This window comes from Brasilonema angustatum, assembly GCF_059505445.1.
This window is the reverse complement of record NZ_JCACKO010000006.1, coordinates 1-24288: the sequence shown is the minus strand read 5'-3', so window position 1 is coordinate 24288 and position 24288 is coordinate 1. Positions and strand designations below refer to the sequence as shown.

The window sequence follows — 24288 nt, the reverse complement described above, 5'->3', positions numbered from 1 at the left end:
ACAGCACCCAACTTTGACAAAATTTTAGTAGCAGTTTTGTCAACTTACGATTAGTCAGACAACTTGTCAAAAGACAAGCTGTCAAACTTCGTCTGGGGTGTGGGAAGTGAGGAAGCAGTGCCTTGCGCTGAGGCTGTGTGGGATAGACTTTTGTGCAGCAGATATTTGTGCCACAGATTTGAGAGGAGCAAACCTCTACAGCTAAGATTAAGAAGGTTTATACGTCCAGTTCAGAAAAATCTGGACGTATAAGCATGTTTCTATGAGCTAAGCAAAACTGTTTTCCAAGACTTTAGCTGAATTGTTTAGAATTTAGCTGTATCGGCGATAACCAATTGAGTAAACTACTGCAACTTACTTTTGGCTGTTCGGCGAATGAGAGTGCGTGTCGCAAAGCGACTCAAATGTGTCGTAGGCATACCACCAAACACTTTATCGGAGGTACATTTATTTACTGGTATAACGGCAAATTAATTGAGTCTCGAACTCTAGAATTAGAAATTGACGATCCTGGGTTACTCTACGGAGCAACTGTTTTCACGACGCTGCGAGTTTACAATAACTCGCTCGATAGTAGATTAACTCACTGGCGCTGCCACTGCGATCGCCTAAAATTTAGTTTACAAACCTTTGGTTGGCCAACACCAGATGAGGAGCGATTGCGTCAAGGAGCAGAAATTCTCATGACGCACTTCCCTGTTCTCAGAATCGCCGTCTTTCCTGATGGACGTGAGTGGATAACGGGAAGATTGCTGCCAAAAAAATTGACAAAAAACCAGAAAATTGGTATAGTAGCAAATTTAGCAGAACCAGAATTTGCTCGCAGTTTACCGTCTCATAAAACAGGTAACTACCTAAGCCCATTTTTAGCAAAAGCTAACGCCCAAAAATTAGATGCCCAAGAAGTCATTTTGCTAGATACTGCAGGAAATTGGCTAGAAACAAGTACAGGTAACCTCTGGGGGTGGCGAGATGGTTGTTGGTGGACGCCGCCCTTAACAGCAGGAATTTTGCCGGGAGTCGTGCGAGGAGAACTTGTAGACTGGCTTTTGAAAAAGCAGCACCTTGTTCGAGAGGAACCTTGGACACCAGAGTTAGTCAAGGGGTTTGAGGCAATTGCCTATAGCAATAGTGTTGTAGAAATGATCCCACTTCGGATCGTTATCTGGCATTCAGGAAAGCTAGAATATAATCCCCACCATCCCTGTTTTGAAGAATTGTTGATATTTTTTGTAGCATTGTAGGTGCAAAATTTGTTATACGTTAAGATAAGTTAACATAATTCTAAGAAAAGCCTATCTTTACCAACATGCGTCTGGCTGTCTTACCCTTCGGGTATCTCCTGCAAAGACGCTGCGCGCTCCGCAGTCGCCTAGGTCGGTAAACTCTCCTGCATAGCGCTGTCTTACTAGAACCCTCCTAGTAGGCATGGACAAGAGCAGGATGTGGACATTAGAAAACTAGGGCTTTTTATGAAAATGAGCGCAAGCGTTATTTTCACTTATATAGTGGGACTGTCAAACAGACACCCTTGCGATCGCACAAAACCAGATGTAGGAGGATGAACCTCGGTGAATAACAAACGATGGAGAAATGCGGGGCTGTATGCACTGCTGTTTATTGTTGTCATTGCGCTAGGAACAGCGTTTTTTGACCAAAAACAACCAAGCAGAGAGACATGGCGATACAGTCAATTTATTCAAGAAGTTCAAAATCGTAGAGTAGACAAAGTTAGTTTAAGTGCAGATCGATCTACAGCTCTTGTGACGCCTAAAGATGGTAATAAGAAGCTGGTGACCTTGGTTAACGATCCTGACCTTATTAACACCCTTACCCAAAACAATGTAGATATTAGTGTTTTGCCGCAAACCGACGAAGGATTTTGGTTTAAGGCACTTAGCAGCTTATTTTTCCCTGTATTACTTTTAGTTGGTTTGTTTTTCTTGCTCCGCCGCGCTCAAAATGGTCCTGGTAGCCAAGCCATGAACTTTGGTAAGTCCAAAGCCAGAGTGCAAATGGAACCGCAAACCCAAGTGACATTTAATGATGTTGCTGGTATTGACCAAGCGAAGCTAGAACTCAACGAAGTAGTAGACTTTTTGAAAAACGCTGACCGCTTCACGGCTGTTGGTGCAAAAATTCCCAAAGGCGTACTGCTTGTTGGACCTCCAGGAACTGGTAAAACCTTGCTCGCGCGTGCAGTTGCAGGCGAAGCTGGTGTTCCTTTCTTCTCCATCTCTGGTTCTGAGTTTGTGGAAATGTTCGTGGGTGTCGGTGCGTCCCGTGTCCGCGACTTATTCGAGCAAGCAAAGACAAATGCTCCCTGTATCGTCTTCATCGATGAAATTGACGCCGTAGGTCGTCAGCGGGGTGCTGGTTTAGGCGGTGGTAACGATGAACGGGAACAAACCCTCAACCAGTTACTCACAGAAATGGACGGCTTTGAAGGTAACACAGGTATCATCATCATTGCTGCTACCAACCGTCCCGACGTTCTAGATGCAGCGTTGTTGCGTCCTGGTCGCTTCGACCGTCAAGTCGTTGTAGACCGCCCAGACTACGCTGGACGTGTTGAAATTCTGAAAGTTCATGCCCGTGGTAAGACCTTGGCAAAAGATGTGGACTTAGAAAGAATTGCCCGTCGTACTCCTGGGTTCACTGGTGCAGACCTTTCCAACTTGCTTAATGAAGCTGCGATTCTAGCTGCACGTCGAAATTTAACCGAAATTTCGATGGATGAAATTAACGATGCTATCGACCGCGTGTTAGCAGGTCCAGAGAAGAAAGACCGAGTTATGAGCGAAAAGCGCAAAGAACTCGTAGCATATCACGAAGCAGGTCACGCCCTTGTCGGTGCTTTGATGCCAGATTATGACCCCGTGCAGAAGATTAGCATTATTCCTCGTGGTAGAGCTGGTGGTTTAACTTGGTTTACCCCCAGTGAAGACCGGATGGACACTGGCTTATACAGCCGTTCTTATCTGGAAAATCAGATGGCTGTTGCATTAGGTGGTCGTCTTGCGGAAGAAATTATCTTTGGTGACGAAGAAGTGACCACAGGTGCGGCTCAAGATTTGCAACAAGTTGCTCGTGTCGCCCGTCAGATGGTAACACGGTTTGGAATGAGCGATCGCCTCGGTCCAGTTGCCCTTGGTCGTCAGCAAGGTAACATGTTCCTCGGTCGAGATATCATGGCAGAACGCGACTTCTCTGAAGAAACTGCTGCTGCTATTGATGAAGAAGTCCGCATACTGGTAGAAACAGCTTACCAGCGCTCCAAAGAAGTGTTGGAAAATAACCGCCACATTCTTGACCAAATCGCACAAATGCTGGTTGACAAGGAAACAGTGGACGCGGAGGAATTGCAAGAACTGCTGGCAAACAACGATGTGAAAACTGCAACGTTTGCTTAAAAAGTGAGGAGTTAAGAGTGAGGAATGAATACAAAACTTTTCTATCCTCATTCTTGGCTTGTAATATTCAGGGTAATTTTGGATTTTTCCAAAGTTGCCCTAATTTTTTTTGCACATTTTGCTATTCAACGTGAGTTCGACCAAATCCAATCACTATTGTCATAATCTCGCTCAGATCAGATTTTGCACCAGGGTCAAAAACCGGGTTTCTTGAGAATAACTACACTTGCAAACCTTAATTTGCCGTTCAAAAACCCGGTTTTTTAGGTCTTGTTGAGAATGGTGCAAGATGTCAGTCAGGCACATCCGACAGATGTTTGTCATTTGGCACTTTGATTCTATCCTGCTGCTTACAGGTCAAGAACAAAGCAATGTCTTATTGGCTAAAACTATTTACACGCAATTGTTTGGGGTTTTCCTGCTACTCTTGGCTGATAGTTAAAACTGCAAGTTCATTTTTGAGTGTGGCGGCAATAGCTCAGTATTAAAAGGCCTTAGGTTCACACCCCGCCTATTAGATCTTTCTTTATAAGGATGGCAGGCTGAAAACCCTGGAGAAAGCGGAGAGTGTTAATAATACATCCATAGGCAAGGTACAAAGCGTCAAAGTTCCCGCCAAGGTAGGAAGTGAATTTTGCAACTGATGCGTCATGATAAATAGGATACTTTAATAAAATACTTTGCGAAAGCATTGGCTAGCCCACTCAAAAAAGTTAGTAGTAACTGGAGGTCAGAAAAATGACGTCTGATGAGAAGAACAACTCAACGCCTATTGAGAAAGACGATTTAGTTGGACTGAATCGTGATGTAGACGAGAATCTGAAAAAAGGTTTAGTAGGAAAGGTTGAAGAATGCGATCAAGATGGGTTTGATGTTAAGTTTCCTCTTCCAGGAGACAAGGATTTGTCTGCCAAACTGCCAAGGGAAGATATAGACTTTCTGGTTGGAACGAAGCAGCTTGAAAATGAAAATAAAAGTTAATTAGTTTCATCTTCGAGGGCAGAGGGATACTCTGCCCTAAAAAAATTGCTAATGTAGCTGACAAAAGAAGTAAAAACTTGTTGGAGGCAAAGCAATGAAAGCAGATGAACTCTTGGCACAATACGCCGCAGGTAAAAGAGATTTTACTGAAGTTAACCTGAGCGAAGCATTCTTGGAAGGATCTGATCTGAGTGGAGCGATTTTAGACAGAGCCATTCTTGATGGAGCTGATTTAACCAGGGTTAATCTCAGTCAAGCAAGCTTAATTGAAGCGGACTTAAATGGAGCCAATCTAAATCAGGCAAATCTCACACAAGCTAATTTGAGTGGAGCTATTCTAGATGGAGCTATTCTAGAAGGAGCAATTTTGGACGGTGCCAATTTGAGTGAAGCTGATTTGACGATCGCAAAGTTAATCGGTACTAACTTGCGCGAAGCCGATCTACAAGAAGCTAACCTCAATGCAGTTTCTCTAAATGAAGCAGATCTAAGTCGTGCTGATTTGGCTAAAGCAGATTTAAGCCAAGCAGATCTCAAGAATGCAGAACTCCATGAAACGAATTTAAATCAAACCAATTTGGATGATGCAAATCTAGAAGGAACAATTCTGGATGAAGATAAAGGCTGACTTTTGGTAAGAAACTTTTAGGAGATTTTCTCGCTCAAAATCTCCAAACTCTGCAAAAACTTGCCCATGTCTGAATCTGCTCAAAGCATTTCAGGATTAGCTGATTTAACGCATCCTACCGAACTGATCCAATTTGGAACGACATCTACTGAAAGCTTCACTGTTATTAGTATTTCTGGTTTTAGCTTTGGGAATTGCCATTGCTTTGTTGAGCTTTGCCCTACACCAAAATCAACAGCAGCACGAAATTTAGATTGCAGAGTGGGCAGTTAGTTGCTTTCCAAATTCCGTCTGATGGTGATGCTCCTTCTAGGATCATCGCCAACTTCCCTGGAGCAGATTTTGCCACCGATATCGTACCCAGTTAGATGAGTAATATCGTGTCCGGTTAAAGACTTATCATTAAGGCTCTTCGGGGGCAGGGGGTAGGGAGCACCGGAGAAAGAGTTTTCAGATATTAGCACAGATGCATCGAATTATAACTAATTAGGCGAACATGATATAAATCAGGACTTACGCAAAAATAAAAATGATTTGGTAGTTGGATAGCTTTTCCCCAGCGTCACCTTCTGCTACGGTTTAAAATACGAATTTCGCCTGAGAAAATACAGACATCACGAGATTTTCAACCCTGTTAAGCATTCCTTGCTATATGTCCTAATCTACCTGGCGACTGCTATATAGTAGTCGCCAGGTAGATTAGGACACGAACTAATGATAAAACACGGTCACCAAGAGACTTTCAAGTCTGTTAAGCGTTCCCTGTTCCCTGTTTCCTGCTATACATCACATTAACAGCAAATAGCAGTTTGATTGAACTACAGAAAAAACCTAACCCAGATTTAATTCGGGTCAGGTTTTGAGTGCTTGATGTTAATGCCGAATTAATATTAAAAATTCTACTGAGGAATTGCATGGGACTAAAGTCATGAACTTATGTGACTTTATTACTAAATTTGAGGGGGTGATTGCTGAATCACCCCCGTATGATCATTCTAGGATTCTTTGACAGTCCCACTCCTGTGGGGACAGATATTACTCAGCAATATTAACCAAACCTGGAACTTCTGAACTAGCCAGTGTTGGTGCTGTAAATATAAGGGAATATAAACTTGTTGGTTGCTGCCGTGCAACAACTGGTAGAACTTGACGGGCATGAGTTGCGACTTGCATGGTTTTCACGTCGTATGTTTGTGTCGCCAACTTAGGATAGAAGCCGATACCGATAATGGGAAGTATCAAACAAGCAGTAATGAATAGTTCGCGTGGTTTAACATCTAGTACCACTGCATCCAGCACTAACTCTTCATTTTGCTTTCCGTAGAAGACTTCGCGCAACATTGACAGTAAGTAAATCGGAGTTAGAATCACACCAACAGCCGACAGCAGCACGACGACAACCTTGAAGCTAGAGCTGTAGACATCACTTGTGGCAATTCCGAGAAAAACCATCAACTCACCGACAAACCCACTCATCCCTGGTAACGCCAGAGAAGCCATTGCACCAGTTGTGAATAAAGCAAAGGTTTTGGGCATGACTTTTGCTATGCCACCCATTTTGTCCATCATCAAGGTGTGAGTGCGCTCGTAAGTCACGCCAGCGAGGAAGAACAAGCTTGCAGCAATCAAACCATGAGAAATCATCTGTAGCATTGCGCCGTTGATGCCCAAATCTGTGTAAGAGGCAATACCAATCAGCACAAACCCCATGTGAGCAACAGACGAGTAAGCCAAGCGGCGCTTAAGATTCGTTTGAGCAAAGGCACAGCAAGCACCGTAGACAATGTTCACGACACCTAAAATTGCTAGCACTGGAGCAAAGTAAACATGAGCGTCGGGTAACATCTCTACGTTGATGCGGATAAGTGCATAACCACCCATCTTTAACAAAACACCAGCCAAAATCATCGAACCAGGTGCTGGTGCTTCACCGTGAGCATCAGGTAACCATGTGTGCAGAGGGAAAATCGGCAGCTTGACACCAAAGGCAATCAAGAAGCAGACGTAAACTAGAAGTTCAAATGCTTTGGGATATTCCTTCATTCCCAAAGTTGCCATGTCGAAGGTAACGCTGTCTCCAGAGAATGCCATTGCAAAACCCGCTACCAAGATAAATATTGATGCAGCAGCAGTGTAGAGAATGAATTTGGTAGCTGCATAGCGGCGCTTTTCTCCTCCCCAGATAGAAATCAGCAAGTACACAGGTACCAACTCGATTTCCCACATCAAGAAGAACAACAGTAAATCCTGGGCAACAAACACGCCAATTTGGGCGCTGTACATCACCAGCATAAGAGCATAAAACAAACGCGGCTTGGTAGTTACTTTCCAAGCCGCGAATACTGCGAGTGTGTTAATCAAGCCTGTTAACAATATCAATGGCATTGATAAACCATCAACCGCTACAGACCAATTCAAACCTATTTGAGGAATCCAAGAATATTTTTCAACCAGTTGGAATGCGGAACTTTGAAAATTGTAGTTATGCCAAAAAGCATAAATCATCAGGGCAAAGTCTGTAAAGGCAACTCCCAAACCATACCAGCGCAGAGTTGTGCCTTCTTTATCTGGGATTAGGGGGATGGCTGTAGCAGCCACTATCGGCAATAGGATTATAGTTGTTAACCAAGGAAAATCAAACATATTTTATCAGGTGACAATCACTTTACGTTTTTCTTTTTAATGACATTATATTAAGTTGTTCATACTTTTGTGAACGTTATTTCTCTATCAAAACCAAATCTTTAGATTTCATTAGTAACAAATACTTATTTTTGGAAGCAAATCCATTCTAATTGTAAAGTTTTGCTAAGTCAACAAAAAAGGTGGCAACAGCCACCGTCACAATTTTTTATATTAACTCTGCCCTAGGAGGGTTCTGTGGGAAAGACAGGGAGCAGGGAGCGGGGAGCAGGGAATGGGGAATAGGGAACAGGCAAGAAAGGGGATAGTGTTTGTTTGATTCGTTGCGAGCGTGTAACGGTGCTAGTTAAAGGCTCAGTACTTAAATAAAAAGACAGAGATAGTTACGTATAACTCTCTGAAAAATACGGTTGACATATAAGCAAAAGTTTCAGGATGCGAAATTTAATTTATAGTTTGGAATTTTGAATTGATTTTGCCCCTTGAGTATCAACACAGAGCGATCGCACCTCTGGTTTTATTCCCTCCTCCATCCAAGCTGCTGTCATCGCTTGCGCCACAGCTTGAGAATGCGCCTTATCTGTTAAAGCCAACAATGTTGGACCTGCACCACTAATCACCATCCCATAAGCACCAGCTTCAACAGCAGCAGAATACACCGCATCGTAACCTCGAATCAATGCTTTTCGATAAGGCTGATGCAACCTATCTTGCAAAGCAGCCTTCAACCAATCACCCCTGCCAGTTTCCAAACCACGCAACAACAACCCCAGATGCGCCGCATTAAAAATCGCATCCGCACGACTCACCTCAGTAGGCAAAACCTGACGCGCCTCCTTTGTTGAAAGCTCAAAATCTGGAATCGCCACCACTGGCACAATCTCCTCACACCAAGAAACCTCACAAATCTCCCAACTCTTTTGTTCTCTGCGCCTCTGCGGTTCACCTTCCACCCCCGTCGCCGCCAACCGACATCCCCCCAACAAAGCTGGTACCACATTATCTGGATGTCCTTCAAGGGCGATCGCCAACTCCATCACTTCCAACTGGCTCAAAGGCTCCCCCGCCAACAAATTAGCACCAACCAACCCACCAACTATTGCTGTCGCCGAACTTCCCAAACCCCGCGCCAGTGGAACACCAAGATGAATTTCAATCTCGACAGGTGGCGGTGTCTGCTCTGTGTGTTGATAAAATTTCAAAAACGCTTGATAGAGTAAATTACTTTCATCAGTGACAACTCGTTCAGCCTCCGCACCCATGACAGTAATTTTCACCCTCCCTTGGGAAGAAGGTATATCAAAGCGAGTGAACTTAAACTCGTTGTACAGCGTGAGAGCCGCACCAATACAATCAAAACCTGGTCCTAGATTAGCAGTTGTCCCCGGAACAGTGATAGATACAGAAGGAATAACAGACATTTGTCAGTAAAAACTAATTAATCAACCAGCATCTCATGTAACTGATTAATTTGCTCACCGGTTATCTGAATGAATCTCCTGTATGACGTCTTCTACCGCATGCCAAATACTACAGCGACGTGCCAAAGAACAACAAATAAGTGTTAGCTTCTACGCGGTAAGCCCCGCACCATATTTGTGTGAGCGGTATCCCTGACATTTATTCCTCTATCCAAGTGCTAAGAAACTCTACTTGGTTTCCCATTTCCTCTGCTGATTTAGCCGCAACCAATCTCAAAATACCACGCATCAGTTCTCCGATTGAGTAACGTTGCTGCTGCACTAAAATCATCCCTGAGTGAGGTTGTTCTTGACTCAAAAAAGCTATGTGTAAACGATAGAAATCTTGAATATTAGAACTGTACAAAACGCGACCTTGCGACCTTGCCCAAATTAATTGTTCTTCGTCTGGATATTTTAATCGGTTTACACTTAGAGTTGTGATTACATCTACACCACGATTTTGTAGAGCCAGTACTAATGCAATATCACCGGAATCCTCGTCCATGTAGCGAATTTGACTCACGACTGTCTGCTGGCCTTATGTAATGCCTCTATACGGTCAGCTTCTGCCTCTTGGGCAGCAATATCGGCATCGATTTCTTCTCGATTGATATGATAATACGTCAAAGCTGCATAAACCTGTGCTATCGTTAAGTGCCCAATCCTAGCGGCAATTTCTTCTGCCCTAAGACCTTGTTTATACCAAATAGCAATTCGTCGCACTGTTACACCAGTGCCAGCAATCAGAGGACAGCCTCCATGAATTCCAGGATGACTGTCGATGAGAGTGCCAATATCAGTGAGACTATTTGACATAGCGTTAAATGACTTTTACCTTGTTGCCTATTTTAACAAATGCAATCCAACATTAAGCTACTGTAAACTCCACCATAGTGTTGTTCCAAATACTTGAGAGTGTCTAGCACTATTGCCCTAACTCTTTAATATTATTCATCACTTGTTGATAGAGTAGTTTATTATTCTGTTTATCAAAGGTTTCTGCGGCTCGCTGCAAGTCTTGCCTAGCTTTTTCTTTATCACCTAGTGCAGCATAGGCATTTCCTCGGTTATTGTATGCTGCGGCAAAGTTAGGAGCAAGACGAATCGCTTCGTTATAATCTGTGATTGCTCCCTGTGTATCTCCTTGAGCACTGCGAGCATTACCTCGATTATTGTAAGCAACAGCATATTGAGGATTGAGGCGAATCGCTTGGCTGTAATCCTTTACAGCCTGGTTTTTATCTCCATTTGTTGAAAAAGCATTACCTCGATTATTGTAAGCAACAGCATATTTAGGATTGAGGCGAATCGCTTGGCTGTAATCCTCTATCGCTGCGTTTCTGTCTCCTTGTGCGGCGCGAGCATTACCTCGATTATTATAAGCTTGAGCATCGTTAGAATTTATGCTCAGCGCTTGCTCGTAATCTTCTATTGCCCCCTGCTGATCTCCTATATCAAAGCGAGCAAGTCCCCGACTGTTATATGCAGTTCCATAGTTGGGACTGAGGTTAATTGCTTTGGTATAAGAAGCGATCGCTCCTTGTGAATCCCCTTGAATTTGCTTATACTGACCTTGAATATAAAAGTCTTTAGCTTGAGATGGTGTTGCTGTAGGGCGTCCAGCAGGACGAACTCCAATTTCTGTTACTAAAACATCGTCACTGTTGCTACAGGAAACGGTTGCAAGGGCGACAAATACGGTGAACGCAGCTATGCAGACAGCTTTCATTCTTTACCAGTCATCCTTTGAAGAAACATAGGGAACAGGGAACAGGGAACAGGCAACAGTAAACAGTGAACAGTGAACAGTGAACAAGGGGTGGACGAGTCCGTTTCCTACCTGATAACTGATACTGCGCTTCCTTGATAACTGATAACTGATAACTGATAACTGTTCATCACTCGTCAGTATTTTCCTGACTTTCCTGATTTTTAGGAATCAGTCGCCAAGCAGTGGTTTTCTCAATATTTACAGACAATTGTTCCAAATTTTCTCCTAAATCTTTTTGTAGCTTTTGAGTTAGTGTAATCGGAAAATCGAAATCTATATCTTGAGTTTGTATTAGCTTTGCGAGTTCTACAAATGCTACCTTCACTGTTTTTCGCTCAGAGGAAGAAAGTTTGAAGTACGAACTTTCTGGTAGATTCAGAGCAAGCATAGCTTTTTGGATTCGCTCTTTTAAATGTGTAAATTCCGAATCTAAAAGTTTCCATTGTTGCTCAATTTGTGCATATCTTGCATTCAGTGATGTTAAGTTCTCTGTGGTAGGCTCTGGATTAATTTCTTTGTTTAATTCTATCAAACGTTGATGGATTTGAGCAAGATAAATGCAGTCTAGGTAAGCATACTCTGTTTGTTCTTCTGTGAGTGGTCGCTTTCCCCAGTCACTGGTTTGTTCTTGTTTCTCTATATTCTTAAAATCACAAAGTTCTGCTGCTAATGTTTTTAATTGGTAGTTAGGTACTGGTAAGGCATAGTAGGGAATTTTTTTTGCCATTTCCAGAGTGCAAGTGATGTTTGTAGCTTTTTTGTTACCCAGATATTTCACATCAAAGTTAGCATTATGAAAGACTTTTTCAATTTCGGGATTGACCATAATTTTGTCGATAAACTCTGCCACAATATCAGGATGGTCGAGTACATCTAAAATATGGATGCGATCGCCACTCAAGTCTGTTGGATCATCTAATACCTGAATCAGCGATAGTCTCGGACTACGACTTTTGTATTCTGCGATTTCTGTATCAATCCACAAAGTATGAGCTTGAGTATATTCAGCAACAAGAGAACGCATTTCGCTAGCTGAAGTCAAATATGGCATGGGGTGAATTTGCGAAAAAATGGGCAAGAGGAATTAAGTCCTAGTTTCCCAAGTTACCATTTTATAAGTAATCTTTCTAGCGTTGTACTTACGCGAGGTAGATTTGCAACAAGGAGATAACTCGCGGTGGTTCCGGGAAGCGGAGATTGTCTTTATTATGACTTCATCTCCAACCGTGACAACCTATTATCTAGAAAGTTTCGCTTATATTCTACTGACTAACTACTAATTCACTCAAAACTTTTAATACACTTAAAACCTGTTGTAGTTCACTTTCTTTTTCTATCGATAAAGCATAAGAACGAGCATATTTTGGTTTTTCTTGCTGAACTAATTTTACGAAAACAAACTCTCTACCGTTGACAAGTAACCCAAAAGTCGGCTGTTCAATATTGGGAGTATCAAGCATATAAGCTAGTGCTTGGGGTAATGCAGTTATCACATCAAATTTAGTGCTTTTTGATTCTATAACCAAGATCCAAAGACGCTTTTGTATAACTAAAACATCAATATTGCCTTTGACTAGAATGCTTTCATCTTCAGCAGAAATCTCAGTAGAAGTTTCGGTTTCAATCTCGAAAGGTGGTTGATAAAAGCCAGCTAAATCTAGCAGTGGAGACAGCACTATCATCTTCACTGCTTCTTCTGACATTGGGCGACGTTTAGTTAAATTGAAATAGTTGCTTTTAACTCGCTCTAAAGAGAATCTTTCTCTATCAGTTAGTGGTGGTAAGTTCTCTACCCATTCTGTCAAAAAATCAGCGCTTGTAATTAATTCCAATCCAAATTTTTCTTCTAAATCGTAAAGACTGATATCTCGTGCTTGAATTGTTTGTACCATAATTGTTGAAACATGGGGCTGAAAAATGGGGAATACATTAATATTGTATGTTATTGCGCTTGAAGCCCTTACACCTTTATCCCCTAGTTTTTGTGAGATTTTTTTGAGCACGTTTCCGGAACATCTAAGTCAAATTATGTAGTCATAAGCAAGTATTAAGACGTATATGTAAAGTAGCATATAGAACCACTCACTGCAGGGGCGATCGCAATTGGAACTGTGATAGCGACTAAGGCTTTGGAAAAAACGGGCGAAAAGGTAGGAGAAACTCTATGGAATAAAACTGGTGAGTTTCTCGTCACTCTCAAAAAACACTCTCCCCATACTGTTGTTGCTATTGAAAAAGCGCCCTCTCAACCACTCGATTATGGTAAAGCTGTATTAGATGTGGAATCAGCAGCTAAAGCTAATCCTGAAGTCAATCAAGCTGTGCAGGAATTGGTAGCAGCAGCCAAAACTGATCCAAAAGTTGCTTCAAAGGTTCTTCAACAGTTAGAAACTAACATCAATTCTCAACCAGCAACTGTTATAAATAACACTAAGTTAGCTGAGGAAATTAAAAACGTCTTTCAAGGAAATACTATAATTGGTGGGACTTTTTGACTGTAGTCGCCCGAACGGGAACGGGCAAAGTTAAATCCCCCAAATAATGTTCAGTTTCAAGGCTCAGCCAACTTTGTTGGCAGACAGCATGAACTTTCCCGACTGCGAGAAAGGTTGCTGCAACCAGGCGCAGTCGCAATTTCTGCAGTTTCTGGTATGGGTGGTGTTGGCAAAACTGAACTCGCAACCCAATATGCACGTCAACATGAAGCGGATTATCCTGGTGGGATTTGCTGGTTAAATGCCAGAACATCGAATCTGGCTGCAGAAATAGTGCAGTTCGCCTTGCAAAAAATGAATCTGGAAGTACCGCAGCAGAATTTTCGAGGAAGACAGCTAAGTCTCATCGAACAAGTACACTGGTGTTGGCAGCACTGGCAACCACCAGAAAGACTGGCGTTGGTAGTATTGGATGATATTACAGATTTGGGGAGTTGTCGAGAGTTCCTGCCAACGGCTCATCGCTTCCGCGTGTTGATGACAACACGGTTGCCAAACCTCGACACCAACATTGAGGAGATATCTCTGGATGTGCTGTCAGAAGAAGAGGCTTTGCAATTATTGACAAAGCTAGTGGGTGAAAGACGGGTGCAAAAGGAAGAGCAAACAGCGAAACTCTTGTGTGAATGGCTGGGATATCTCCCTTTGGGTTTGGAATTGGTGGGGCGGTATTTGGCGGAAGATCCAGATTTATCATTGACACAGATGTTGGAGCGGTTGAAGGCGCGGCGACTGAAAGATGAAGCACTTGAACACCAACAGCTAACTTTGAGTGTAGCGCAGTTGGGAGTTTTAGCTGCATTTGAATTAAGCTGGCTTGAACTTGGCTCAATGACACAGCTTGTCGGTAAGTTGTTAAGTTTGTTCGCCCCGAATATAATTCCTTGGAGATTAGTAGAGTCTGTGGGTGATAAACTAAATTGGGCAAAGGCAGATATTAATGAAGCGAAAAAGCAACTTTACAAGCGTCACCTAATTCAACAAGTAGAAGAGAAAGAGGCTTGTTACAAAATTCATCCTTTAATTAGAGAGTTTCTACAGGCTAAATTAGCAGCATTGGCACAACAAAAGCGTCCAAAAGAATTTTTTGGAATCATTTGGAAGTTTCTACAAGTCAATGAATTGTTTAAGCCAAGAACACCTGAAAATATTAAACGCGCTTTTGCAGAAACTTTTATCGCGATTGCTCAGACAATTCCCCAGTCGCCAACCCAGGAGATAATTAAGTCAGTCAAAGACGCTATTCCACATTTAGCAGAAGTGGCACAAAATCTGATTTATGCAGTCAGTGATGAAAAATTAATTCTGATTTTTGTTGGCTTGGATAGATTTTATTCTGGACAGGGTTTGTATACGCTGGCTCAACTGTTGTTAGAGCAAAGTATATTAGTGATACAATCTCGTTTGGGAGATGAGCATCCCGATGTCGCCACCAGTTTCAACAATTTAGCAGCAGTCTACAAATCTCTTGGACAGTACACCCAAGCAGAACCTCTGTTCATCAAAGCATTGGAAATTGCTTCACTCAGCTTAGGAGTCAATCATCCCAACACAATCACTATCCGTAAAAGTTTAAAATACTTACGCGATAATCGCCAGTCTTATAACAGTGAACAGTGAGCAGTGAGCAGTGAACAGTGAACTGATAACTAATAGCGGTACTAGTTCCTCGCCAAAAATTCTTGAACAGTCAGAATCTCAATGCCCCGAAATGAGTTTAGCACTAGTAAATCATCATCTCCGGTAACAATACACTCTGCTTGACCACTCAGTGCCAATTCCAGATACTTGTTATCTTTTGGATCTCGGCATTCCGAAATCTGTTCAGTCACATCAATAAACTGAGCGGTTTGAGTTAAATCCTCTAGCAATTATTGCCGCTTTTCCTCGGTGAGATATCTATCAAATTTAGGACGATATAAAACCTCTCTTAACTCTGAGAAGACAGAACTGGAGAATATGAGAACACCAATATCTTGAGCTTGATCCAATGCCTGACGTGGCTTGCTTTGACTAAACAAAAATGCGCTAATCAATACGTTAGTATCAAAAAAAACCGTTGTTTATTCGTCATCATTCAAAATCGATTCTAAGATTTCAGGCGTTAATCCTCGCTCTTGTGCTTCAAGGCTAGCTTTATCCATCGTGTTTCTCAGACGGGCGATAGCTTCGCTGCTGCGCTGCGCGCAGATCGCCTCTTGTCTATCAGTAGTAAATTGAGACTGCATAATTACCGCAATTTTGAGTTGCAATTGTTCACGCTCTTCTTCAGAGGCATTGCGGTATGCCTCTGCTAGCTCAGACGGCACTTTGATGGTAATTTCTTCTTTAGTAATCATAGTCTGTTCGCTTTTCTCATCTTTCAATAAATTTTCCCGGTTTTAGGATGTACAAAAGCATACAACCATAACCATTGAAACCACCAATTGACATCAGCAATTGGTGTTTTTCCTTCGGGTCTGGCAATGATATTATCCCCAAATTTTTTGTAGATTGAGTATAAAACCAGGTAAAACATTCTCCCCTGAAAGAGTTTGAGGTAATTTTAAAATTTCCACATCTTGTTTGGGACGATAAATTTCTACTTCCTGTTTTTTTATGTTTATCAACCAACCCAAACGACATCCATTTTCAATATACTCTTGCATCTTATTCTGAGTTTTTTTCAAGCTGTCATTAGGTGAAAGTATCTCGATGATAAAATCAGGACATAGAGGAATAAATTTTTCTTTTTGCTCTTTAGTCAAAGCATCCCAACGAGATTTTTCCACCCAAGAAACATCTGGAGAACGGTCAGCCCCTGAAGGTAAAGTAAATCCAGTTGATGAATCAAAAACTTCGCCAAGTTCTTTTTTTTCATTCCATGATGCTACTTGAAGAATTAAATTAACATTACTTCTCCCTGTTTCTCCTCCCGTCGGTGGCGTTATAATTAATTCTCCCTGGGCATTTCGTTCTAATTTTAAATCGGAGTTTTCTTCACACAGTTGATAAAACTGCTCTCTTGTCAGTTTAATGACAGAGTTGAGGTTTAATGTAAGTGCTGTCATAGGAGTATCTCCCGTTTTTGTTGGCGGAGTGAGTTACTGGAGTTTAGACTAAATTCGATTTATTCGGCTACAACCCTTGTTTGGCAAACATTTTAGACTTCTGAAACAAAAAAAGCCTAGAAAGAAATCATCAATCCCTGTCTGGATAAGGATTTGGCGGTTTGATAGGTAAAATTAGTCTAAACTCCAATGAGTTACAAACCTATATCCATTTTGTTCCACACCGTATTTCTTATATTGTGGACGTGACCCTCAGCCATTAGGCAGAGTGGGGAGAATGTCATCAAGACATTAGTTCCTTAAAAAGGACAAGAATTTTTTAATGTATAGCAGTCGCCAGGTAGATTAGGACACGAACTCATGATAAAACACGGTCACCAAGAGACTTTCAATGTGACTTTACCCATAACTTTGCCGCCCTTGGAAGCATAACTTTGCCGTTAATAACACTATAACCCTCATTCTTGCGTCAGCTAATTTTGGATGAAATTGACAGTTTGGAACCATAACTTTGCCGCTAATCCAAACTGGAAGGATAAGCTTGCCGTGAGTCCAATCAAGCATAGAAAGCAGGAAAGCGCCGGATTTTTTATAATGGAGCAAAAGCGGTTCATGCTGGTATGGGATAATGCTGGTATGGAATAGAAACTTTCGGCTATCCATCTGTTCTAAGTAACTACTGGAGTATTAGAAGATCCTTCTAACCAAAGTAGTTGGCGATAACAATGAGGATAACTTTGCACAAGAGGATGTTGATGTATTAAACAAACTCTAACATCTTTAAATTTTTCTCGAAATTTCCATCTATGGCAGCCATATTAATTCACAGTGAGGAATATGTAGACTTAACGTTTAAGCTAACAGGCGCACCGATTCCTCTTGATAATGGTTATGTTATCTATAGTGCTTTGTCCAGTATTTGTCCTAGCCTTCACGAACTAAAGTCTATTGGGATTCATCCGATCGCTGGAATACCGAGCAGAAACAATTTGCTTGAACTCACTCATCAATCTCGTCTAAAAATTCGGATTTATCATCAACAAATTCCTTTAGTTTATCCTTATTTAGCTGGTCAAGCTTTTCATATAGGTCAAAATTTTTATCAACTAGATATTCCCGACTACAAACCGTTAATTTCTTCAGAAAGTGTCTATTCCAGATTAGTGGTAATTAAAGGATTTCAAGACTCTACTAACTTTATTGAAGCTGTTCAACGGCAACTGGATAATTTAGAAATACAAGGAAAAATTGAATTTCTTACCCGACAAGATGGAACACCTCAACGAAGACAATTAACCATCAATAAAGAAGGGAAACAGTTTAAAGTTAGAGGATTTGGCGTAAAAATCAGCATTATTTTGGGATTAATGCCACTCATCTCAAAGATTATTCACGAATTTTACCTCTGATAGATGGAATTATGGATTTACCCAAAGTAGGAGGGAGTAGTAATATTTTTAATTATCCTTTCTGTCCCGATAGTTTGGTATTTCACTGGACAAATCATTTTGCTTCATATATTTCCTATTGCTTTGAATATTGCGATCCTAAGACTAAGGAAGCAAAACTTACAAAAGAATTTATAGATGAAGTAGAATGCGGACAGATTGACCCTAGTCAATTGTGGATTGGGGGAACAATTGTTAAGGAGTTACAGCAATTGGATAATTTTGAGAATTATCATTTTAAGAATACGCATATTTATCGTAATCGAAATGAACTGATTGAAGCTTTGAAAACAGTCATTAAAAGAGATTTGGGGTTATAAGAATCAAAATGATTGCACCATTAATTCTCTATTTGGATGTTCCATTTACGACTTTTCGGGAGTCCCATGCAAGGGAAATGGGAAAAACCTATCCTGTCCCTCCTCCAGCGACAGTGTATGGAATGTTGTTGTCTTTGGTAGGGGAAACGAATGTCTATCGCCACTGTGGGGTAGAATTGGCGATCGCGATGTTATCTAGCCCCAAAAAGTCGCGAATTTTGCGTCAAATGAGACGGTTTAAGAATACTGATTTTAGCCATCCAGAGAATGTTATTCCCTGTTATCAAGAAATTTTGTCTAATCTGAAGTGTTTGATTTGGGTTCGTTCTGACGGGGAGAAGATACAACCAAGTTTAAGGGAGAGGATACAGTTAGCGTTTGACCATCCTGAGCTAGTAAGACGGTTTGGTTGTTTATTTTTGGGAGAAAGTGACCAGTTGATTAAAAGGATGAAACTTGTCTCCCAAGATTATCTAGAGGGGGTGAGACAGTGGACGATTAGGGATAATCGAGGCAGGTTAACCTTACCTTATTGGGTTGACCATGTGGGGTCAAGAAATACCCGCTGTGACAACTATCTGTGAAGCACCTTTCAAGATGCCTGCGTTTTGGGAAGATGAGTTTTGCCATAGATGTAGGATGCCGCTTGCACAGATGGCAGAGTATCAAAAGCCTTTTAGCAATTAATTCATCAGTTCTGGTAATTAGCAGAACTACAAGACGGGATTTATTTGAGATTCGGACTAAAACTGCTGTAAGTCCTCAAGATATTCGCACAGCTATAGCCCAAAGGGCTGACGCTGCGCGTATCGCGCATTTCCAAGGAATGTAAAAATTTTAGATAGATGCCAAGGTGGATGTAAACCTCGTGCTACATTGTTAGACAGTTTCTCACCTCCTCTACTCATGCCTAATATTTCTATTGGTATCCGAATACCAACTAATCTTCACAAACGGTTAGAAGTCTACATTGCCGAGACTCACTTAACCAAAACAGAAGTGATTTTCAATGCTTTAGCTCAGTATCTGGGTGCAAGCGAAGAAATGACCTTGAGCTAGAGAGTAGCAGCATTGGAAGCTCAAATATTAGAGTTAAAAGGTTTGGTCAAAAACATTTTAAGTACCCCAAGTTCGTTATGACAAGCTCAACAGCTGGGTCGAGCGGGCTGGCACGTCGAAAACCGATGTGGTCGTCAGCGCGATCGGTACTGACCTCGGTTGTGCTGAGATTGTGTGTGCCGTTAAGCCAGCAGATGGCTGAGTTAGAAAGCTAAATATAGCAGAGAATGGCGGCTCTAGAGGAACATAACAAAGAAAATTAACGGTCTGCTTTACCTAGTAACTTATTAGAAAGCTCTATTTAAGGAAATTGAAAACATGACACAACAAGCTAACTTTAAGATCACTATCGCCATTCAAGATGCAGATTTAGATAACGACGAGTTACAAGAAGAAACTCAGAACTTGCGAGAACAACTTGAGGAAAGTGAAATCGTAGAAAGCGCAGATTTGGTGGCAGTTAATCAAGCACCAGCAGGTTCAAAAGCTTTCGGTGGCTTCATTTTAGGATTGTTAAACGCAGAGGTTAATGCCGCTAATATTAAAAAATTAATGGGATTCTTGGGCGATCGCTTGGGGAATAAACAGATTGAGTTAGCACTCAAAACTCCTGACGGTAGAGAAATCAACCTCAAAGCCAGCAGCAGAGAAGAGTTTGAATTTGTTTACCAAAAAGCACAAGAATGGACAAAAGGTAATTCCACCACCGAAGAGAAGGCTAACACAGATGGCTAAAATTGCTTTATTAATTGCAGTAGGTCAATTCTATTCGGGAGATTTAGCCTCTTTACCGAAAAGCTCTACGGATGTGGATGCAATGAAAGAAGCGTTGATAGATCCAGAGTTAGGGGGGTTTGAAGAATCTGACATTACTGTGTTGAAGCACCCTAATAAACAGCGAATGGAAGATGCTGTTTATGATTTATTTGATAAAGGTAAACGAAAAAAGGATGATCTCCTGTTATTTTACTTCTCTGGTCATGGAATTACTGATGAAAGTTGGATATTCTTTTTTTCTACTTATGAGACTCGCAAGGAAAATGGTAAATTACGCCCTACCACTGCCATATCATCAAATTGGGTACATCAGTGGATGAATCAATGTCCATCCAAACGAGTTGCTATTATCCTCGACTGTTGTCATAGTGGAGCGTTTGCTAAGGGATTAAGTGCTAAAGGTACTGCTAACGCTCTAATTAAAGAGCAATTAGGAGGTGAGGGACGTGCCATACTCACGGCTGCTAGTGCCACGGAATATGCTTGGGCTAAGGATGAATTTGACCTTTCTGTCTATACCCATTATCTCCTAGAAGGTGTTCGTACAGGAAAAGCAGATCAAAACGGCAATGAGTGGCTTTCTCTGGAGGAATTACATGAATATGCCAAGAACAAAATATCTGAAGCAAAACTCGAAATGAACCCAGAGTTTTATCCAGTGAGGCAAGGAGCTAAGATTCTTCTTTTTAAAGCCAAAACTACTGATCCTAGCGAGAGGTATCGAAAAGAAATTCAGCGTTATTTGAAGCAAGGTAAAATTCCTACTTTTGCTCGTAGTTCGTTAGAAGATTTGCGCGAGAGATTACAAATATCTCAAGCCGAATCCCAATCAATAGAACAAGAAGTTTTCGCTCCTGTTCAGAAGAAACAAGAAAATCTAAAGAAATATGAAAAGGCTTTGAGAGAAGCATTAGCTGAAGAAGGTTCTCTTAATAGTGATTGGATTTGGGAAGAATTAAAGCGAATTCAGGAAAGATATGAACTTCAGGATGAAGAAGTAGAGCCAATCAGGCAGAAGATTATTCCTGAAATACAGCAACAGCAAAAACAAAAACAAAAAGAACGACAAGCACAGGAAGAGTATAATGATAACCTTCGTCAATACGAACAAGAATTCTCAAAAGCTGTGGAAAGAGAATATCCTTTGAGCAGTCATGCTTGGCAGCAAATCAACAGTTGGCAGCAGTCTTTAGAACTTAGACATGAAGATATACAGCGAATTGAACAACCGATTCTGGCTGCTAAGTATCAGGAGAAACTAAAGGAAGAAGAGAGACGCAAAGAACAAGAAGCAGAAAGAGCTAGACAGTTAGAGTTACAAAAGCAACTAGAAAAACAAGAGCATCAAAAACGACCAGAAGAAAGGCTGAAGCGAGAAGAAGATGAACGACTTAGACAGCAACCACAAGAAAACGTTCCTTCACAACCTCAACCAAGACAGGTAAGATTTCTATCCTCAAAAAAAGCTCGGCGAAGTGTGCTGCTTGGAAGCACAGCTTTGGGTATATTTTTCTTCTTGGGAGGAATTCCTTTGGGTAGTGGGTCGGGGGAGATTGTCAGTCTTTGGGGGATAGTGTGTGGGTGGTATAGTATGTTTTGGGTTTTCCTCTTTTTGGGAGTGTCTTTGCGGCGTTATTCGTTACGTTGGTGGTGTAATTGGGTGGCGTTGGTCACACAAGCTTACGGGGTGTGGTATTTGTATGTGTATTTTACCACACGATCTTCTTTGTTTGATTCACCTTCCCTTTTTCTTTGTTCCCTCATAGTCTATTTTACATCCATCTATATTGGACGCTGGTAGCTTTGTGTAAACTTTTTCTGGGAAGGTTTCTCACGAATTCATCTGTTGTTTACAAACTCGATACCTGGCACCAGACCAGGGGCAATCAAGCTATCAGTTTCCAGTTAAGCAGAAGTAGGCTACCTGGCAGCCTGGTCAACCGATGGTTGCTCAGGCGATGGCGAAAGGCGCACCTTCGGCGATACGGCGAAGAAAATTAGCCACAATCCTTATTTATACTAATAAAAACTTCTACAACTTTAATTTCAGATTAAAATTCCCGAACAATATCTTGCCCAATTCCTTAAAATCTAACCCAAACAACTGTGATACACTAATCTTCGCCTTTTCGCACACAGGAATAATCAACTTCACCAAATGATAAGGTTGACTTTGATTTGTTGTTGAGGCTATCCTCAAAGATTCCATGATTCCTCCTAAATCTCCCAATAACTTCAAATCCTTTTCAATTACTTGTTCAAAAACTAGCAAAATTAATTGTAATTTTCGGGTTAACTCAATCGGGATGGGTTTATATCCTAATTGGGAAGTAAGTGCAATTAGTTCGCCAATTCCTTGAATATTAACTCGATATTTCTCTATTTCCTCTTCGCCTTTAATTTCCTGTCCTAACCACCCGTAACAACGAGAACAAAACCCCGCAGATGAAAACCTAGCCATCACGGGTAAACGCGAACCACAATGAGGACATTCTTCTATTAATCGCTGTTTGTGAATCAAACAAAATTCTATATCCTTAAATGACCATAATAATGGTTCATAGATAGTTTTGTTCTCCTGCTTCCACTCTTCCCAACAACAAGGACACCAAGCGCGATAGTTCCGAAATAACCCCTGATCATAAATCATTCCTTTCCAGCTTAAAAGGGTCAAAAAGCGTAAATCCTCACGCATTGTTAACTCTTCTAAGACAGTGACTAACTTCCCTGTCATTTCTCGCATTCCGTTGATAGTCGGTTTAGCATCGCTATTTCCCAGTAGGTTACTCAGATTTTTTGACAATAGCTCAGATTTATCCTCATCTTTGAGGATAAGTGGCGCAATTTCTCCCATTAAGAGCTTTTGAGAGGTTAAACAATGCGCCTGCGCCAAACGATGGAGATAGCTACTGAGACTTTCTGTGTGAGGAGTTCCCACCGCCACAGGTTCAAGAGAAAATAACCGACTCCGTTGCGGGATTTCTGGAGGTTTTAGGCTCCAATGTTCTGAGTAAATAGTCATCCTCTTGGATTAACCTAAATGCTGGTACTTTAATTTTAAAAGCCAAATTTCAGAAATTAGTTTAATTCACTCTTAACCTCAATGCCGTAATTAACAAAGAAATCGGAGACAGATATCTCCAAAGCTGCCGCTAACTTAACAATATTTTTTAACGAGGGGTTACGCTCTCCGTTTTCGATTCCTGAGATGTAGTTGCGATGAAGCCCTGACTTTTCAGCCAGTTCTTCTTGGGATAAATCTAGCTCTCGCCTTCGCCGCCTAATCGCTTTGCCAAAGCGGTACTCAATACTGGAGTGTTTCTGTGTCACAAAACAATACTGAACCAGTATCGCCGTTAAATCCATCTACTATCAGTGGACTTTTGCACACTATAAGTGTTATAAACTTAAGTAGTATAGCATCAGACAAGCAAGTTCCTAACTTTATGGTCTTATTTTGATAGATTCATAAAATAAAGCGCAAAGTGCTTAGTAAAAACTATATGAAAGAGCAATTTGAACAATGGGTTGCTCGCCTTCAAATATCCGAGGCAGGGCAAAAAATTATTGAGAAAGTTCGCTCATCTGAACCATCGCGTCGCGTTGGTGGCGGTAGCAAGAATGTTTCAGGACGCTACCCTAGTCGCAAGATGGGAGTCACGATTCAATTTGAGTCTCATCGGGTTGAACTACCAATTATCTATCAGTCAGAACACGATAAAGATGTTCTAGAATTCTACGATCAACCACCACAAATTAAACTTGACTATCAAGCAAGTAACGGACGTAGATTAGGCGTTTTACACACCCCAGATTTCTTTATCATCCGAAGCAATTCGGCTGGTTGGGAAGAGTGTAAAACTGAGCAGGAGTTGAAAAAACTAGCAGAGAAAAACCCCAATCGTTACTTTTACTCTCAAGAAGATAATCAATGGCATTGTCCGCCAGGAGAAGTCTATGCTAGCCAGTTTGGGCTTTATTACCGCATCCGTTGCGATCGCGAAATCAATTGGGTTGTGCAACGTAATCTGCAATTCTTAGAAGATTATTACCGAGCCGAATCCCTAGCAGTGGAAGAAGCGATCGCTCAATCATTACTTGTAATTGTGTCATCGCAGCCGGGAATAACTTTAGCCGAATTACTCAATGGGTCAACAGGAGCGAAATCTGACGATATTTACACCTTAAGGGACTTCCAAAGAATAAATTAATCAATAAAAACAAAGAAGCCAGGTTTTTA

26 protein-coding genes and 3 pseudogenes are annotated in these 24288 nt (G+C 41.4%); 17 read left to right on the top strand and 12 right to left on the bottom strand.

The window, feature by feature from the left end; all coding sequences use genetic code 11:
* Positions 1-404: 404 nt before the first annotated feature.
* From AC5JM2_RS01310 to AC5JM2_RS01285, 6 genes and pseudogenes are all read left to right on the top strand, one after another.
* Positions 405-1244, top strand: coding sequence for an aminotransferase class IV (locus AC5JM2_RS01310; RefSeq protein ID WP_495833155.1), 840 nt, complete (start codon positions 405-407; stop codon positions 1242-1244).
* Between the two features lie 327 nt (positions 1245-1571).
* A complete protein-coding gene (gene ftsH3, locus AC5JM2_RS01305; RefSeq protein WP_495833106.1) occupies positions 1572-3413 on the top strand; it encodes an ATP-dependent zinc metalloprotease FtsH3 in 1842 nt (613 codons plus the stop codon).
* A 289-nt stretch (positions 3414-3702) separates the two neighbouring features.
* The gene (locus AC5JM2_RS01300) at positions 3703-3855 is read left to right on the top strand and encodes a hypothetical protein (protein ID WP_495833105.1); all 153 of its coding nucleotides are present in this window, start codon (positions 3703-3705) and stop codon (positions 3853-3855) included.
* Between the two features lie 296 nt (positions 3856-4151).
* Positions 4152-4394 carry a hypothetical protein gene (locus AC5JM2_RS01295; protein WP_495833104.1) on the top strand — a complete coding sequence of 81 codons (243 nt, stop codon included), beginning with the start codon at positions 4152-4154 and terminating at the stop codon, positions 4392-4394.
* A 94-nt stretch (positions 4395-4488) separates the two neighbouring features.
* On the top strand, positions 4489-5022 hold the full coding sequence (locus AC5JM2_RS01290; RefSeq protein WP_495833103.1) for a pentapeptide repeat-containing protein: 534 nt from the start codon (positions 4489-4491) through the stop codon (positions 5020-5022).
* A 66-nt stretch (positions 5023-5088) separates the two neighbouring features.
* Positions 5089-5272, top strand: a pseudogene (locus tag AC5JM2_RS01285) (hypothetical protein); the annotation flags it as partial.
* A 785-nt stretch (positions 5273-6057) separates the two neighbouring features.
* Here the strand turns inward: AC5JM2_RS01285 and AC5JM2_RS01280 are convergent.
* The 7 genes from AC5JM2_RS01280 to AC5JM2_RS01250 form a co-directional block, all read right to left on the bottom strand.
* Positions 6058-7665: an NAD(P)H-quinone oxidoreductase subunit 4 gene (locus AC5JM2_RS01280; protein ID WP_495833102.1), complete on the bottom strand. Its 1608-nt coding sequence runs from the start codon at positions 7663-7665 to the stop codon at positions 6058-6060.
* Positions 7666-8114: 449 nt separating this feature from the next.
* Positions 8115-9086 carry a homoserine kinase gene (gene thrB, locus AC5JM2_RS01275; protein WP_495833101.1) on the bottom strand — a complete coding sequence of 324 codons (972 nt, stop codon included), beginning with the start codon at positions 9084-9086 and terminating at the stop codon, positions 8115-8117.
* 199 nt (positions 9087-9285) lie between these two features.
* A complete protein-coding gene (locus tag AC5JM2_RS01270) occupies positions 9286-9651 on the bottom strand; it encodes a DUF5615 family PIN-like protein (RefSeq protein ID WP_495833100.1) in 366 nt (121 codons plus the stop codon).
* Entirely contained in the window at positions 9648-9944 is a 297-nt protein-coding gene (locus tag AC5JM2_RS01265) for a DUF433 domain-containing protein (RefSeq protein ID WP_495833099.1), read from the bottom strand. Before AC5JM2_RS01265 ends, AC5JM2_RS01270 begins: the two co-directional genes overlap by 4 nt.
* Before the next feature lie 109 nt (positions 9945-10053).
* Entirely contained in the window at positions 10054-10857 is an 804-nt protein-coding gene (locus AC5JM2_RS01260) for a tetratricopeptide repeat protein (RefSeq protein ID WP_495833098.1), read from the bottom strand.
* 169 nt (positions 10858-11026) lie between these two features.
* On the bottom strand, positions 11027-11950 hold the full coding sequence (locus AC5JM2_RS01255) for a ribonuclease D (protein ID WP_495833097.1): 924 nt from the start codon (positions 11948-11950) through the stop codon (positions 11027-11029).
* Positions 11951-12161: 211 nt separating this feature from the next.
* Complete coding sequence (locus AC5JM2_RS01250) at positions 12162-12791, bottom strand: type I restriction endonuclease subunit R (protein WP_495833096.1); 630 nt, start codon at positions 12789-12791, stop codon at positions 12162-12164.
* A 180-nt stretch (positions 12792-12971) separates the two neighbouring features.
* Here AC5JM2_RS01250 and AC5JM2_RS01245 point away from each other — a divergent pair, with 180 nt between their 5' ends.
* The 3 genes and pseudogenes from AC5JM2_RS01245 (at position 12972) to AC5JM2_RS01235 (ending at position 15014) form a co-directional block, all read left to right on the top strand.
* On the top strand, positions 12972-13394 hold the full coding sequence (locus AC5JM2_RS01245) for a hypothetical protein (RefSeq protein ID WP_495833154.1): 423 nt from the start codon (positions 12972-12974) through the stop codon (positions 13392-13394).
* Positions 13395-13490: 96 nt separating this feature from the next.
* Positions 13491-13973: pseudogene (locus AC5JM2_RS01240) on the top strand (NB-ARC domain-containing protein); the annotation flags it as partial.
* 126 nt (positions 13974-14099) lie between these two features.
* Positions 14100-15014: a tetratricopeptide repeat protein gene (locus AC5JM2_RS01235; RefSeq protein ID WP_495833153.1), complete on the top strand. Its 915-nt coding sequence runs from the start codon at positions 14100-14102 to the stop codon at positions 15012-15014.
* Between the two features lie 41 nt (positions 15015-15055).
* On the opposite strand, the pseudogene AC5JM2_RS01230 reads toward AC5JM2_RS01235, so the two are convergent.
* The 3 genes and pseudogenes from AC5JM2_RS01230 to AC5JM2_RS01220 all read right to left on the bottom strand — a co-directional run bounded on the left by AC5JM2_RS01230 (position 15056) and on the right by AC5JM2_RS01220 (position 16444).
* A pseudogene (locus AC5JM2_RS01230) lies at positions 15056-15415 on the bottom strand (putative toxin-antitoxin system toxin component, PIN family).
* Between the two features lie 42 nt (positions 15416-15457).
* Entirely contained in the window at positions 15458-15733 is a 276-nt protein-coding gene (locus tag AC5JM2_RS01225; RefSeq protein ID WP_495833095.1) for a hypothetical protein, read from the bottom strand.
* 132 nt (positions 15734-15865) lie between these two features.
* Positions 15866-16444 carry a Uma2 family endonuclease gene (locus tag AC5JM2_RS01220; protein WP_495833094.1) on the bottom strand — a complete coding sequence of 193 codons (579 nt, stop codon included), beginning with the start codon at positions 16442-16444 and terminating at the stop codon, positions 15866-15868.
* Positions 16445-17250: 806 nt separating this feature from the next.
* Here AC5JM2_RS01220 and cas6 point away from each other — a divergent pair.
* From cas6 to AC5JM2_RS01185, 7 genes are all read left to right on the top strand, one after another.
* The gene (gene cas6 / locus AC5JM2_RS01215) at positions 17251-17853 is read left to right on the top strand and encodes a type I-MYXAN CRISPR-associated protein Cas6/Cmx6 (RefSeq protein WP_495833093.1); all 603 of its coding nucleotides are present in this window, start codon (positions 17251-17253) and stop codon (positions 17851-17853) included.
* A gap of 11 nt (positions 17854-17864) precedes the next feature.
* Positions 17865-18212, top strand: a complete 348-nt coding sequence (locus AC5JM2_RS01210) for a hypothetical protein (protein ID WP_495833092.1) — start codon at positions 17865-17867, stop codon at positions 18210-18212.
* An 8-nt stretch (positions 18213-18220) separates the two neighbouring features.
* A complete protein-coding gene (cas5, locus tag AC5JM2_RS01205; protein WP_495833091.1) occupies positions 18221-18796 on the top strand; it encodes a type I-MYXAN CRISPR-associated protein Cas5/Cmx5/DevS in 576 nt (191 codons plus the stop codon).
* A 32-nt stretch (positions 18797-18828) separates the two neighbouring features.
* A complete protein-coding gene (locus AC5JM2_RS01200; RefSeq protein WP_495833090.1) occupies positions 18829-19044 on the top strand; it encodes a hypothetical protein in 216 nt (71 codons plus the stop codon).
* 74 nt (positions 19045-19118) lie between these two features.
* Positions 19119-19271, top strand: coding sequence for a hypothetical protein (locus AC5JM2_RS01195; protein ID WP_495833089.1), 153 nt, complete (start codon positions 19119-19121; stop codon positions 19269-19271).
* 318 nt (positions 19272-19589) lie between these two features.
* Positions 19590-20006 (top strand): sugar ABC transporter permease, encoded by a 417-nt coding sequence (locus AC5JM2_RS01190; RefSeq protein ID WP_495833088.1) that lies wholly within the window; start codon positions 19590-19592, stop codon positions 20004-20006.
* A complete protein-coding gene (locus tag AC5JM2_RS01185; protein WP_495833087.1) occupies positions 19999-21849 on the top strand; it encodes a caspase, EACC1-associated type in 1851 nt (616 codons plus the stop codon). Before AC5JM2_RS01190 ends, AC5JM2_RS01185 begins: the two co-directional genes overlap by 8 nt.
* Before the next feature lie 231 nt (positions 21850-22080).
* On the opposite strand, the gene AC5JM2_RS01180 is transcribed toward AC5JM2_RS01185, so the two are convergent.
* Both AC5JM2_RS01180 and AC5JM2_RS01175 read right to left on the bottom strand, forming a co-directional pair.
* Complete coding sequence (locus AC5JM2_RS01180; protein WP_495833086.1) at positions 22081-23070, bottom strand: TniQ family protein; 990 nt, start codon at positions 23068-23070, stop codon at positions 22081-22083.
* 56 nt (positions 23071-23126) lie between these two features.
* On the bottom strand, positions 23127-23378 hold the full coding sequence (locus AC5JM2_RS01175) for a helix-turn-helix domain-containing protein (protein WP_495833085.1): 252 nt from the start codon (positions 23376-23378) through the stop codon (positions 23127-23129).
* Between the two features lie 173 nt (positions 23379-23551).
* Between AC5JM2_RS01175 and AC5JM2_RS01170 the strand changes: the two genes are divergently transcribed.
* On the top strand, positions 23552-24259 hold the full coding sequence (locus AC5JM2_RS01170) for a TnsA endonuclease N-terminal domain-containing protein (RefSeq protein ID WP_495833084.1): 708 nt from the start codon (positions 23552-23554) through the stop codon (positions 24257-24259).
* Positions 24260-24288 lie beyond the last annotated feature (29 nt).